This window comes from Tsukamurella sp. PLM1, assembly GCF_023168325.1.
In the GTDB taxonomy this organism is placed as follows: domain Bacteria; phylum Actinomycetota; class Actinomycetes; order Mycobacteriales; family Mycobacteriaceae; genus Tsukamurella.
This window is the reverse complement of sequence record NZ_AP025688.1, coordinates 2,392,406-2,405,338: the sequence shown is the minus strand read 5'-3', so window position 1 is coordinate 2,405,338 and position 12,933 is coordinate 2,392,406. Positions and strand designations below refer to the sequence as shown.

At 71.1% G+C, this 12,933-nt stretch carries 11 protein-coding genes and 4 pseudogenes; 11 read left to right on the top strand and 4 right to left on the bottom strand.

Annotated features, from left to right (window positions below; all coding sequences use genetic code 11):
• Positions 1-3: 3 nt before the first annotated feature.
• The 5 genes and pseudogenes from MTP03_RS12450 (at position 4) to argH (ending at position 5,615) form a co-directional block, all read left to right on the top strand.
• Positions 4-1,196: pseudogene (locus tag MTP03_RS12450) on the top strand (acetylornithine transaminase).
• Positions 1,193-2,130, top strand: a pseudogene (gene argF, locus MTP03_RS12445) (ornithine carbamoyltransferase). Before MTP03_RS12450 ends, argF begins: the two co-directional pseudogenes overlap by 4 nt.
• Positions 2,131-2,143: 13 nt before the next feature.
• Positions 2,144-2,629, top strand: a complete 486-nt coding sequence (locus MTP03_RS12440; protein WP_248488576.1) for an arginine repressor — start codon at positions 2,144-2,146, stop codon at positions 2,627-2,629.
• A 35-nt stretch (positions 2,630-2,664) separates the two neighbouring features.
• Positions 2,665-4,086 carry an argininosuccinate synthase gene (gene argG / locus MTP03_RS12435; RefSeq protein WP_248488575.1) on the top strand — a complete coding sequence of 474 codons (1,422 nt, stop codon included), beginning with the start codon at positions 2,665-2,667 and terminating at the stop codon, positions 4,084-4,086.
• 8 nt (positions 4,087-4,094) lie between these two features.
• Positions 4,095-5,615, top strand: a complete 1,521-nt coding sequence (argH, locus tag MTP03_RS12430; RefSeq protein WP_248488574.1) for an argininosuccinate lyase — start codon at positions 4,095-4,097, stop codon at positions 5,613-5,615.
• 5 nt (positions 5,616-5,620) lie between these two features.
• Here argH and MTP03_RS12425 read toward each other — a convergent pair whose 3' ends face one another.
• Genes MTP03_RS12425 through MTP03_RS12410 form a run of 4 tightly spaced genes read right to left on the bottom strand, consistent with a single transcriptional unit; the run spans position 5,621 to position 8,536 of the window.
• Positions 5,621-6,415 (bottom strand): SDR family oxidoreductase, encoded by a 795-nt coding sequence (locus MTP03_RS12425; protein WP_248488573.1) that lies wholly within the window; start codon positions 6,413-6,415, stop codon positions 5,621-5,623.
• Positions 6,412-7,053 carry a TetR family transcriptional regulator gene (locus tag MTP03_RS12420; RefSeq protein ID WP_248488572.1) on the bottom strand — a complete coding sequence of 214 codons (642 nt, stop codon included), beginning with the start codon at positions 7,051-7,053 and terminating at the stop codon, positions 6,412-6,414. The genes MTP03_RS12425 and MTP03_RS12420 overlap by 4 nt, the downstream gene beginning before the upstream one ends.
• Positions 7,050-7,808 carry an ABC transporter permease gene (locus tag MTP03_RS12415; RefSeq protein WP_248488571.1) on the bottom strand — a complete coding sequence of 253 codons (759 nt, stop codon included), beginning with the start codon at positions 7,806-7,808 and terminating at the stop codon, positions 7,050-7,052. Before MTP03_RS12415 ends, MTP03_RS12420 begins: the two co-directional genes overlap by 4 nt.
• The gene (locus MTP03_RS12410) at positions 7,805-8,536 is read right to left on the bottom strand and encodes an ABC transporter ATP-binding protein (RefSeq protein ID WP_248488570.1); all 732 of its coding nucleotides are present in this window, start codon (positions 8,534-8,536) and stop codon (positions 7,805-7,807) included. The genes MTP03_RS12415 and MTP03_RS12410 overlap by 4 nt, the downstream gene beginning before the upstream one ends.
• Before the next feature lie 150 nt (positions 8,537-8,686).
• Between MTP03_RS12410 and MTP03_RS12405 the strand changes: the two are divergent.
• From MTP03_RS12405 to tyrS, 6 genes and pseudogenes are all read left to right on the top strand, one after another.
• A pseudogene (locus MTP03_RS12405) lies at positions 8,687-9,180 on the top strand (DUF4334 domain-containing protein).
• Entirely contained in the window at positions 9,177-9,311 is a 135-nt protein-coding gene (locus MTP03_RS23770) for a hypothetical protein (protein WP_371820749.1), read from the top strand. The pseudogene MTP03_RS12405 and the gene MTP03_RS23770 overlap by 4 nt, the downstream one beginning before the upstream one ends.
• On the top strand, positions 9,293-10,249 hold the full coding sequence (locus MTP03_RS12400; RefSeq protein WP_371820748.1) for a zinc-binding dehydrogenase: 957 nt from the start codon (positions 9,293-9,295) through the stop codon (positions 10,247-10,249). The genes MTP03_RS23770 and MTP03_RS12400 overlap by 19 nt, the downstream gene beginning before the upstream one ends.
• Before the next feature lie 9 nt (positions 10,250-10,258).
• Complete coding sequence (locus MTP03_RS12395; RefSeq protein WP_248488569.1) at positions 10,259-10,465, top strand: Trm112 family protein; 207 nt, start codon at positions 10,259-10,261, stop codon at positions 10,463-10,465.
• The gene (locus MTP03_RS12390; RefSeq protein WP_248488568.1) at positions 10,434-11,015 is read left to right on the top strand and encodes a DNA-3-methyladenine glycosylase; all 582 of its coding nucleotides are present in this window, start codon (positions 10,434-10,436) and stop codon (positions 11,013-11,015) included. Before MTP03_RS12395 ends, MTP03_RS12390 begins: the two co-directional genes overlap by 32 nt.
• A 24-nt stretch (positions 11,016-11,039) precedes the next feature.
• Positions 11,040-12,307 (top strand): annotated as a pseudogene (gene tyrS, locus MTP03_RS12385) (tyrosine--tRNA ligase).
• The last annotated feature ends 626 nt before the right edge of the window (positions 12,308-12,933 follow it).

The following is a 12,933-nucleotide window of genomic DNA, read 5'->3' as shown; positions in this document are numbered from 1 at the left end:
CACATGACGAACGAAGCAATGCAGTCGCGGTGGAACGCCGCGCTGATGGACACCTACGGGACGCCGCCGATCGCGCTCGTCTCCGGCCGCGGCGCGACCGTGACCGACGCCGACGGCAAGGAGTACGTCGACCTACTCGGAGGCATCGCCGTCAACGCACTCGGGCACGCGCACCCGAAGATCGTCGAGGCCGTGACGCTACAGGTCTCGACGCTGGGTCACGTCTCGAACCTGTACATCAGCGAGCCCGTCGTGCGCCTCGCCGAGCGGCTCACCGAGGCCGTCGGCGTGCCCGGCACGCGGGTCTTCTTCAGCAACTCCGGCGCCGAGGCCAACGAGGCCGCCATCAAGATCGGCCGGCGCACCGGCCGCACCGCGATGGTCGCCGCCGACGGCGCCTTCCACGGCCGCACCATGGGCTCCCTGGCGCTGACCGGCCAGCCCGCCAAGCGCGAGCCCTTCGCGCCCCTCATCGAGTCGGTGACGCACGTGCCCTACGGCGACGCCGCGGCCCTGCGCGCCGCCGTCTCCGGCGGAAGCGGCGCGGTGGCGGCCGTTTTCCTCGAGCCGATCATGGGGGAGGGCGGCGTCGTCGTCCCGCCCGCGGGTTACCTCGCGGAGGCCCGCGCCGCCGCGACCGAGGCCGGCGCGCTCCTCGTCCTCGACGAGGTGCAGACCGGGATCGCCCGCACCGGAACGCTCTTCGCGTACCAGCGGGCGGGCGTCACGCCCGACGTCTTCACGCTCGCCAAGGGACTCGGCGGCGGCTTGCCCATCGGCGCGACGGTGGCCGTCGGCGCCGCCGGCGAGTTGCTCACGCCCGGCCAGCACGGCACCACCTTCGGCGGCAACCCGATCGCGGCGGCGGCGGCGAACGCGGTACTCGACGTGATCGAGGCGGACGGCCTCGCCGAGCGGGCGGACGCGCTGGGCAAGAGCATCAGCGCGGCGATCGAGGGGCTGGGGCACCCGCTGGTGACCGGCGTCCGCGGTTCCGGTCTGCTGCTGGGCATCACGCTCGCGCAGCCCGTCGCCAAGACGATCGAGACGCACGCCCGCGACGCGGGCTTCCTGCTCAACGCCGCCCAGCCCGACGTGGTCCGCCGGCCCCGCCCCTCGTCCTCACCGACGAGCAGGCCGACCGCTTCCTCACCGCCCTGCCCGCACTGCTCGACTCAGCCCAGGAGCATTCATGACCCGCCACTTCCTCCGCGACGACGACCTCAGCCCGGCCGAACAGCGCGAGGTGCTCGCGCTCGCCGCGGAGGTGAAGGCGGCACCGTTCTCGCGGCGCCCGCTGGAGGGCCGAGGGGCGTGGCGGTGCTCTTCGACAAGAACTCCACCCGTACCCGGTTCAGCTTCGACGTCGGCATCGCGCAGCTCGGCGGCCACGCCGTCGTCGTGGACACCAAGTCCACCCAGATGGGCCGCGACGAGTCCCTCGCCGACACCGCCCGCGTGCTGTCGCGGTTCGTCGACGCCATCGTCTGGCGGACGTACTCCCAGGACGGCCTCGAGGAGCTGGCGCGCTACTCGACGGTGCCCGTCGTCAACGCCCTCTCCGACGACTTCCATCCCTGCCAGATCCTCGCCGACCTGCAGACCATCGCCGAGCGCAAGGGCGCCGAGGGCACCGGTTCCGTCGCCGGCCTCAAGCTCACCTACCTCGGCGACGGCGCCAACAACATGGCCCATAGCTACATGCTCGGCTGCGCCACGGCCGGGATCGACGTGACCATCAGCGCACCGTCGGGCTTCCAGCCGGACGAGAAGTTCGTGGAGGCGGCCCGGGCCCGGGCGAAGGAGACCGGCGCCGAGGTGAGCATCATCTCCGACCCGGTGCTCGCGGTCGCGGGCGTCGACGTGGTCGTGACCGACACCTGGGTGTCGATGGGGCAGGAGGGCGACGGCGTCGACCGCAACGCGCCGTTCCGGTCGTACCAGATCAACGCCGAGCTGCTCGCCCACGCGGATCCGGACGCGATCGTGCTGCACTGCCTGCCCGCGCACCGTGGGGACGAGATCACTGACGAGGTGATCGACGGGCCGCAGTCCGCCGTGTTCGACGAAGCCGAGAACCGCCTGCACGCGCAGAAGGCGCTGCTCACCTGGCTGCTGGAGCACTCGTGACCGGGGTCCGGGCGTGAGCGAGCAGCCGCTCGCCACCCGCGCCGGGCGGCAGGCGGCCATCGTCGAGATCCTGGCGAACCACCAGGTGCGCAGCCAGGCCGAGCTGCAGGCGCTGCTCGTGCGCGGCGGCTACGAGGCCACGCAGGCGACCATCTCGCGCGACCTCGACGAGCTGGGGGCGGTGAAGCTGCGCGGCGCAGACGGCGGCGCCGGCGTGTACGTCGTTCCCGAGGACGGTTCGCCCGTGAAGGGCGTCTCCGGCGGCACCGAGCGCCTCTCCCGCCTCCTGGGCGAACTGCTGGTCTCCACCGACCACAGCGGCAACATCTGCGTCCTGCGCACCCCGCCGGGCGCGGCGAATTTTCTGGCGAGTGCGCTCGACCGGTCCTCGCTGCCCGAGGTCGTCGGCACCGTCGCCGGCGACGACACCGTCCTCGTCGTCGCGCGCGAGCCCCTGACCGGCAAAGACCTCGCCGAGCGCCTCGTGGCGCTCGCCTGAATCCGCCCACTCACCACCAGATAGGCTTATCGACCATGTCCAAGGTCCTCTCCACCCTGCCCATCGGCGAGCGCGTCGGCATCGCCTTCTCCGGCGGCCTCGACACCTCCGTGGCCGTCGCCTGGATGCGCGACAAGGGCGCCGTGCCCTGCACGTACACCGCGAACATCGGCCAGCCGGACGAGCCCGACATCGACGCGGTGCCCGGCCGCGCCAAGGAGTACGGCGCCGAGATCGCGCGCCTGGTGGACGTGCAGCCGCTGCTGGTGCAGGAGGGCATCGCCGCCCTGCAGACCGGCGCGTTCCACATCCGCTCGGGCGGCAAGACCTACTTCAACACCACCCCGATCGGCCGCGTCGTGACCGGCACCATGCTGGTGCGGGCCATGAAGGAGGACGGCGTCGACATTTGGGGCGACGGCTCCACCTACAAGGGCAACGACATCGAGCGGTTCTACCGCTACGGCCTCATGGCCAACCCGGCGCTGCGCATCTACAAGCCGTGGCTGGACTCGCAGTTCGTGACCGAGCTCGGTGGCCGCAAGGAGATGAGCGAGTGGCTCGTCGCGCACGGCTTCCCGTACCGCGACTCCACCGAGAAGGCCTATTCCACCGACGCCAACATCTGGGGCGCCACGCACGAGGCCAAGGATCTGGAGTACCTCAACACGGGCGTCGTCATCGTCGACCCGATCATGGGCGTCGCCCCGTGGGACGAGTCGGTCGAGATCGCCACCGAGGACGTCACCGTCACCTTCGAGGCCGGCGTGCCGGTCGCGATCAACGGCGTCGAGTACTCCGACCCGGTCGAGCTGGTCCGCGAGGCGAACCGCATCGGCGGCCGCCACGGCCTGGGCATCTCCGACCAGATCGAGAACCGCATCATCGAGGCCAAGTCGCGCGGCATCTACGAGGCGCCCGGCATGGCGCTGCTGCACGCCACCTACGAGCGCCTGGTGAACGCGATCCACAACGAGGACACCATCGCGACGTACCACAACGAGGGCCGCCGCCTGGGCCGCCTGATGTACGAGGGCCGTTGGCTGGACCCGCAGTCGCTCATGCAGCGCGAGGCCATCATCCGCTGGGTCGCGTCCGCCGTCACGGGCTCCGTGACCCTGCGCCTGCGCCGGGGCGACGACTACTCGATCATCGACACCACGGGCCCCAACCTGAGCTACCACCCCGAGAAGCTCTCGATGGAGCGCGTCGGCGACGCCGCCTTCGGCCCCGACGAGCGGATCGGCCAGCTCACCATGCGCAACCTCGACATCGCGGACTCGCGCTCGCGGCTCGAGCAGTACGCGGTCCAGGGCATCGTCGCGGGCGAGACCGCGGCTCTGGTCGGCGAGCTGGAGCAGGGCGGCGCCGACGCCATCGTCGCGGGCGGCGAGAAGACCCCGTCGAACTTCGACGAGGTGGGCAACCACGCCGCGTTCGACCTCGGCACCGACTAGGAGATCCGTTGAGCGAGAACGCCGAGAAGCACGCCGGCGAGCCGGCCACGAAGCACGCCGGCGAGCCGGCCACGAAGCACGCCGGCGAGCCGGCTACGAAGCACGGCACTAACGAGGGCAGCCTCTGGGGCGGACGGTTCGCGTCCGGCCCCGCCGAGGCGATGGCCGCGCTGAGCAAGTCCACGCACTTCGACTGGGCGCTCGCCCCGTACGACGTGCGCGCGTCGAAGGCGCACGCCCGCGTGCTCAACCGCGCGGGGCTGCTGTCCGACGAGGACCTCGAGGCCATGCTCGCGGCGCTCACCCGGCTCGGGGACGACGTGGCCTCCGGGGCCTTCCAGCCGGCCGAGTCCGACGAGGACGTGCACGGCGCGCTGGAGCGCGGCCTCATCGAGCGCGCGGGCCCCGAGGTGGGCGGCCGGCTGCGCGCGGGCCGGTCGCGGAACGACCAGGTGGCCACGCTGTTCCGGATGTGGCTGCGGGACGCGGTGCGGCTGGTGGCGGTCGGCGTGCTCGACGTGGTGGACGCCTTCGTCGCGCAGGCGCAGGCGAATCCCGATACGATCCTGCCGGGCAAGACGCACCTGCAGGCGGCGCAGCCGATCCTGCTGTCGCACCACCTGCTGGCGTACACGCATCCGCTGCTGCGGGACGTGCAGCGGCTGCAGGACCTGGACAAGCGGATCGCCGTCTCGCCGTACGGTTCCGGCGCGCTGGCCGGCTCCTCGCTCGGCCTCGACCCCGATGCCATCGCGGCGGACCTCGGGTTCGATTCCGCGGCGGACAACAGCCTCGACGCCACGGCGTCGCGCGACTTCGCGGCCGAGGCCGCGTACGTTCTCGCGCAGATCGCCGTGGACCTGTCGCGCTGGTCCGAGGACGTGATCCTGTGGAGCACGGCCGAGTTCGGCTACGTGACCCTCGCCGACGCGTGGTCCACGGGCAGCTCGATCATGCCGCAGAAGAAGAACCCCGACGTCGCGGAGCTCTCCCGCGGCAAGGCGGGCAGGCTCATCGGCAACCTGTCGGGCCTGCTGGCGACGCTGAAGGCGCAGCCGCTCGCCTACAACCGCGATCTGCAGGAGGACAAGGAACCGGTCTTCGATTCGGTGGAGCAACTGCGGCTGCTGCTCCCGGCCGTCGCCGGGCTCACGGCCACCCTCACGTTCCATCCGCAGCGGATGGGTGCGCTGGCCCCGGCCGGCTTCACGCTGGCGACGGACGTCGCCGAGTGGATGGTGCGCCAGGGCGTGCCGTTCCGGATCGCGCACGAGGCCGCGGGCGAGTGCGTCCGCGCCGCCGAGTCCCGCGGGGTGGGCCTCGACGGCCTCACCGACGCGGAGTTCGCGGTGGTCCACCCGGCGCTCACCCCGCAGGTCCGCGAGGTCCTGACGGTGCGCGGCTCCGTCGCCTCCCGCAGCGCCCGGGGCGGCACGGCCCCGTCGGCCGTCGAACGCCAGCTGGAATCCGTGACTGTCGCGGTCCCGCCGCTGCGGGCCTGGGCCGAGGCAGTGCCCGGCGCCCAGTAGCGGAGTCAGGCCCGGCGCTGCCGGAGGTCTCCGATCCTGCGCATCGCCGCGAGCGTCGGCAGACCGACCGCGGGTGCGACGTCGACCGAGCGGGACAGGATTCCGCGCCAGCGCGGCACCACCCGGAACACCTGCCTGGAGTCCAGGAGTTTCAGCCCAGCGGCAGCCACCGTGTCCGCGTCGAGCGGCTTCGGGCCCGAGAACAGCATGGCCGCGCCGGGGTCCTTCTCGCGGTCGGTGACCATCGCGGTGCCGACGACGTCGGGGCACAGCGCCCGCGCCCGGATCGGCAGGCCCGCGTGCGAGAGATCGCCCTGGAGCGACGTGGTGTAGGACAGCACCGCAGCCTTCGTCGCGGCGTACAGCGCGAGCCCGGGGACCGGCGTGAGCGCGGAGATCGACGCCACGTTGAGGATTGCGCCGCCCCGCGCCCCCATCGCGCTCACGGCCGCAGCCGATCCGCCGATCGGGCCGCGCAGGTTCACGTCGAGGATCGCCCCGATCTCGTCGTCGCCGTGGGTCCACGCGTCACCGGCGATGAGGATGCCCGCGTTGTTCACCCAGACGGCGAGCCGGCCGAGTTCCCGGGCCCGGTCGGCGACCGCGCGGTGCGATTCCAGGTCACGGACGTCCTGTGCGAGGCCGACGGCGCCGCGCCCCACCTCCGCGGCGGCCCGTTCGGCGGCGGGACCGTCGATGTCGGTGAGGATCACTCGGTGGCCCTGGTCGGCCAGGCGGTGGGCGAAGCGCAGGCCGATGCCGCGCGCGGCCCCGGTGACGACGGCGATGGTGGTGGTCATGGCTCGAATCTAGACGTAGAGGCCCCGCGGATGTTCGGATCCGTCACGCGCAGAGGGCCGGTGATGACCTGCTGCAGCGGGGGAGCGGCCAGGGCGACCACCTCGCCGACAGTGAGCGAGGCGAGGGGCTCGAACCGCACCACGTAGCGGGCGACGAGGAGCCCGAACACCTGGGCCACCATGAGATTCGCACGGAGTAACCCGTCGCCGGGGCCCGCCTCCATGCGGCCGATCAGCTCGGCGAGCGCGATCTCGAGCAGGAATCCGCGGACGATCCCCGGGTCACCCTCCCCGAGGTTGGTGCGGATCACCGCGACGCCCACCTCGCGCAGCGGCCCGTCCCAGAGCCCGAGGAGGGCGGTCAGCAACGCCCGGCCGGCATCCTCGAGCGGGGCCTCGCGCAGCGGCGCGCGTACCAGCTCCGGGTCGACGGGGATCGCGAGCGCGGCCAGGTACAACTGCTGTTTGGTCCCGAAGTAGTGGTGCACGAGGGCCGGATCCACACCGGCCGCGTCGGCGATCGACCGCACCGTCGTGCCCGCCATACCGCCGCGGGCGAACGCGGCGCGCGCGGCTCCCAGGATCTCGGCGCGGGTGTCGGGGCTGCCGGACCGGCGGCCGGTGCGCCGCGGGGTCACGCCACTCGGCGGGGCAGGGTCGCCGCCGCCAGCGCGAGACCGACGACCGCGAAGCCCACGACCACCGCGAGCGAGGCCCACATCGTGCCGGTGGCGTCGGCGTGGGCGCCCACCTCCTGCAGCGCCTTCACCGCGTAGGTCATCGGCAGTACGTCGGCGATGGCCTGCAGCCAGCCCGGCATCGCGTCGTGCGGGACCAGCAGGCCGCACAGGAAGATCTGCGGCACCACGATGACCGGCATGAACTGCACCGCCTGGAACTCGGTGCGGGCGAACGCACTGCACAGCAGGCCCAGCGCGACGCCGAGCCAGGCGTCGACGACGGCGATGAGGACCACGAGCCACACGCTGCCGGCGGTGTCCATGCCCAACAGGTACGCGGCGACGGTGGTCGCGACCACCGCCTGCGCCGTGGCCGCGGCGGAGAAGGCCGCCGCGTAGCCGAACAGCAGGTCGGCCTTCGCGAGTGGCGTCGTCAGGAGCCGCTCGAGCGTGCCCGACGCGCGCTCGCGCTGCATCGCGATCGACGTGACGATGAACATCAGCGCGAACGGCAGGACGCCGAGCAGCACCAGCGCGACGCGGTCGAACAGCTGCGGGCCGCCGGGCGCGTCGTCGTAGAGGAAGTACATCAGCGTCAGCAGCAGGGTGGGGACCACGACGATCATCGCGATGGTGCGCGGGTCGGCCCGCAACTGACGCAGGACGCGCACGGTGGTCGCGCCGGTGATGGTGGGGTTGAGGACGGTGCTCATGCCGTCGCCTCCTGTTCGCGGACGAGCGCGAGGAACGCGTCGTCGAGGGTGGGTGCGCCGGTGCGGGTCAGCAGTTCCGACGGTGCGAGCTCGGCGACCAGCCGACCCTCGCGGAGCAGGATGAGGCGCGCGCAGTGCGCGGCCTCGTCCATGACGTGACTCGAGACGACCAGGGTGGTGCCGCCGGCGGCCATGGCGGCGAACCGTTCCCACAGTTCGGCGCGGAGCAGCGGATCGAGTCCGACCGTGGGCTCGTCGAGGATGAGCAGCTCCGGGTGCGCCACCAGCGCGCACGCGATGCTGACGCGCGAGCGCTGGCCGCCGGACAGGGCGTCGGCGCGGCGGTCCGCGAAGGCGCCCAACCCGACCGCCGCGATCGCCTCCGCGACATCGGCTTTCGCGGTGGAGCGGCGCGCCGGGTACAGCGCGCCGAAGTACGCGACGTTCTGCTCCACCGAGAGGTCGCCGTACACGGCGGGGGACTGCGTGGTGTATCCGACGCGGGCGCGCAGCTCGGCGCTGCCGGCCGGACGGTCGAGCACCGTCGCCGTGCCGCCGGTGATGCGCTGCGCGCCGACGATCACCCGCATCAGGGTGGTCTTGCCGGAGCCGGACGGGCCCAACAGGCCGGTGATGGCGCTCCGGGGTATCTCGGTGTCGATGCGGTCGAGCACGGTGTTGCCCCCGCGGACCACCGTGAGTCCGGATAGGGAGATCGCGCTGGTCATGATGCCTCCAGGTAATTCACTTGGCGATGAATTCATCGTCTAGTGAATTATGCATCCAGTGGCGTCGGGGCGTCAAGCCCCACCGTCGTGACGCAGGAACCTGTTCCGATTCCAGCCCGCAATACGGAGAACACCCGATAACATCGGGGCATGACCGCAGAGCGCACCGTCCGCGGGCTCATCGACGAGCCGCGCCCCACTGACCCCACCGAGTTGGCGGCGCTGTTCGCACAGCTCGAGCCCGTGACGATCGAGTTCCTGTTCGGCGATTGGCGCGGCGGTGAACTACCCTCGGCCACCCGATGGACGGCGCGCTGGGGCGGGCCCGTTGGCATGGCAAGAGCTTCCGCTCCGCGGTCGACGTGCAGCCTCTGGTGTGCCTCGACGAGAACGGCGCGAAGTACTCGAACGTCGAACTGGGCAAGGGCGAGGCGACCCTGCGGCTGATCGACTTCGAGGGCCGGGTCACCGCCTCGATGGTCTACGACGGACAACCGGTGATCGACCACTTCGTCAAGGTCGACGACGACACCGTCATGGGCGTGATGACCGGCAAGAAGCTGCGCGCGCCGTACTTCTACTTCTATTTGGAACGGGAGGAGGGCGGCTCCACCGGCTCGGGGTGCGCGGAGCCGACGGCATGACCCGCACGATCGCGCACGTCGTCGCGGAGCAGGGTGCGGCACCGTCGGATCTCGAGGTGGAGGTCCCCGACCCGATCGGGCACCGGTGCTCGTGCGGATTCACGCGGTCGGGGTGTGTCACACCGACCTGACGCTCGCCGGGAACTGGCCCGAGCAGGGGCTGCCGGTGATCCTGGGGCACGAGGGCGCCGGAGTCGTGGAGGCCGTGGGCCCCGACGTGAGCGGCCTGCGGGTGGGCGACCGCGTCTGCCTGACCTTCGACAGCTGCGGCGCGTGCGCCTTCTGCGTCGACGGTACGCCGGGGTACTGCGAGCAGGCGATCGTGCGCAACTATCTGGGTCTGCCCGGTATCCGGGCGGGGGAGACGGCAGTGACCGGAGGCTTCTTCGGCCAGTCCAGCTTCGCCGGATACGCACTCGCGACCGACCGGAACGCGATCCCGATCGGCGACCTGCCGTTCGAGCTCGCCGCGCCGCTCGGCTGCAGCATCCAGACCGGCGTGGGCACCGTGACCAGGGCGTTGAACGTCGGGCGGGGCGAGTCCGTCGTGGTCTTCGGGACGGGCGCGGTGGGGCTCGCCGCGGTCATGGGTGCGCGGCTCTCCGGCGCCGCCACGATCGTCGCGGTCGACCCGCGGGAGGACCGGCGCACGCTCGCCCTGGAACTCGGCGCGACGCACGCAGTGGAGGCGGGACCGCAGGCGGTGCAGCGGATCCTCGAGGTCACGGGCGGCGGGGCGCACGCGGCGCTCGACACCACCGCGCGGACCGACGTACTGAACCAGGGCCTGCAGGTGCTCCGCCCCAAGGGCACGCTCGCGGTCGTGGGCCTGGGAGCACCGTCGGCCGACCTGCCCGTCGTGCTGATCATGACCCGCGGACTGCGCCTGATCGGCGTGATCGAGGGCGACAGCGAGCCGTCGGAGTTCCTGCCCGAGCTCGCGGTCGCAGTCCGGGAGGGGCGGCTGCCGGTCGATCGCCTGGTGTCCACCTTCACCGACTTCGACGAGGCGTGGGCGGCGGCGGAGGCGGGGACCGCGATCAAGCCGGTGTGGCTGCCGGGGCGGTAGGCTGCGCACATGCCCATCGACGCGACGCTGCTGAAGATCCTCGCCTGTCCGCAGGACAAGGGCCCGCTGCTGTACGTCCCGGACGAGCTGTTCTACAACCCGCGCCTGCGCCGCGCCTACCCGATCGAGGACGGGCTCCCCGTGCTCCTGATCAGCGAGGCACGCGACGTGGATGCCGAGGAGCATGACGCCATCGTGGCGCGCGCGGCTGGCTGACCACCCGCTGCGCGCGGCGCGGCTGGTACTGGGCTCCACTCTCGAGGTGGGCGCCGTGCGCGCCCGGATCGTCGAGGTCGAGGCCTACGGGTCGCCCGAGGACGGACCGTGGCCCGATCCGGCCGCGCACACCTACCCAGGGCCGACGCCGCGCAACGAGCCGATGTTCGGTCCGCCCGGACACCTGTACGTCTACCTGTCGTACGGCATCCACACCTGCATCAACGTCACCGCCGGTCCGGACGGTACGGGTGGCGGGGTACTCATGCGGGCCGCGGAGATCACCTCCGGCATCGACCTTGTCCGCGAGCGCCGGGGCGGCCGCGACCGCGACGAACGACTCGCCGCCGGGCCCGGCCGGCTGGGCCAGGCACTGGGGATCACCCTGGCCGACAAGGGGACGGACCTCCTGGACCCGGGTTCGACGGTGCGCCTGCACCTCGCGTCCCGGCGGGGCCCGGTCGAGGCCGGCCCGCGGATCGGGATCAGCCGGGCCGAGGACAAGCCCTGGCGGTTGTGGCTGCGGGGCGATCCATCGGTGAGCAGGTAGAGCCGCGTCAGTCACAATGGTCGGGTGAGTGCTGACATTCTCGAAGAGCTGACCTGGCGCGGCCTGATCGCGCAGTCCACCGACATCGAGGCGCTGCGCGAGCGCCTCGCCGCCGGGCCGATCACGCTCTACGCGGGGTTCGACCCCACCGCCTCCTCGCTGCACGCCGGTCACCTCGTCCAGCTGCTCACGCTCCGTCGCTTCCAGGAGGCGGGGCATCGGCCGATCGTCCTCGGCGGCGGCGCCACCGGGCAGGTCGGCGATCCCCGCGACGTGGGGGAGCGCGTCATGAACTCCGTGGACACGGTCGCCGAGTGGGCGGCCAAGATCGACTCCCAGCTGCAGCGCTTCGTCTCGTTCGAGGGCGACGACGCCGCGATCCTGGTCAACAACCTCGACTGGCACGGCTCGATGAACGTGCCCACCTTCCTGCGCGACGTGGGCAAGCACTTCTCCATCAACGTGATGTTGGCGCGCGACACGGTCAAGCGCCGCCTCGAGGCGGACGGCATCAGTTACACCGAGTTCAGCTACATGCTGCTCCAGGCGTACGACTACGTGGAGCTGTCGCGCCGGTACGGCTGTGAACTGCAGATCGGCGGCTCGGACCAGTGGGGCAACATCGTCTCCGGCGTGGACCTGAACCGGAAGATCGACGGTCGGCACGTGCACGCCCTGACCACGCAGCTGGTGACCTCGTCGGACGGCACGAAGTTCGGCAAGTCCACCGGCGGCGGCTCCCTGTGGCTCGATCCGGAACAGACCAGCCCGTACGCCTGGTACCAGTACTTCGTGAACACCGCGGACGCCGACGTGATCCGCTACCTGCGGTGGTTCACCTTCCTCACGCGCGAGGAGATCGCCGAGCTCGAGCGCGAGACCGTCGAGGCCCGCATCGTCGTGCGGCGCAGAAGCGCCTGGCCGCGGAGATGACCACGCTGGTGCACGGCGAGGAGCACACCCGCGCCGCCGAGCTGGCGTCCCAGGCGCTGTTCGGCCGGGGCGACCTCGCGGACCTGCCCGAGTCCACCCTGGCAGCGGCGCTGACCGAGGCGTCGGTCGCCGCGATCGCAGCGGGGGAGCCGCGCACGATCGTCGACCTGCTGGTGGCCACGGGCCTCTGCGAGTCGAAGGGCGCCGCACGCCGAGCCGTGAAGGAGGGCGGCGCGTACGCGAACAACGTGAAGGTGGACTCCGAGGAGTGGGAGCCGGCCGGCGCGGACCTGCTCCACGGGCGCTGGCTGGTGCTGCGCCGCGGCAAGAAATCGTTCGCGGGGGCGCGTTTCGCCTGATATCCGCTGGTCATGACCACTGAGGCCGTCCCGCCGCAAGGCGCGGGGCGGCCTTTGTGCTGCAGGTCACAATCGCGGGTTTCGACGGTGCGCCTCGTCCGCCATGCCCTCTGACCTGCGGATATTAACAGCGAGTTACGCCGTGACCTGCGGATTTGCCTCTCCGTTCCACGGTGCGTAACTTATTCGAAGTCAGCGCGACACCGACCAGGACGGGGCCGAAAAGCCCAGGTCAGGGACGTGAAACGCAGACGGGCTTCGATTCCGGAGCCGGCCCCGGTTTGACACCGAGACCGACTCTGATCTAAGCTGGAACGGTTGCTCCGAGCGGCCAGGCTTTGACAAGCCGGCCGGTCAGATGTAACCTGGAACGGTTGCCTGCGAAGGTTTCCAATCCACCGATACAGCCCGCTAGGGATGTGGTGGTGCGGGCCGCGTTTGGCGTGTTCTTTGAGAACTCAACAGTGTGTCGATGAAATTGTCAGTGCCAAAATTTTTTGGCACGCATGGACAATCATTATTTGGTTGTTTGTGTTGTGGCTTTTCTCGTTTATTTCTTTGCGAGATGTATTTCTGGAATCATTGATTTTTGTCAGTGGTTTCGTTTTGTTCAGGATTTCCTGGAT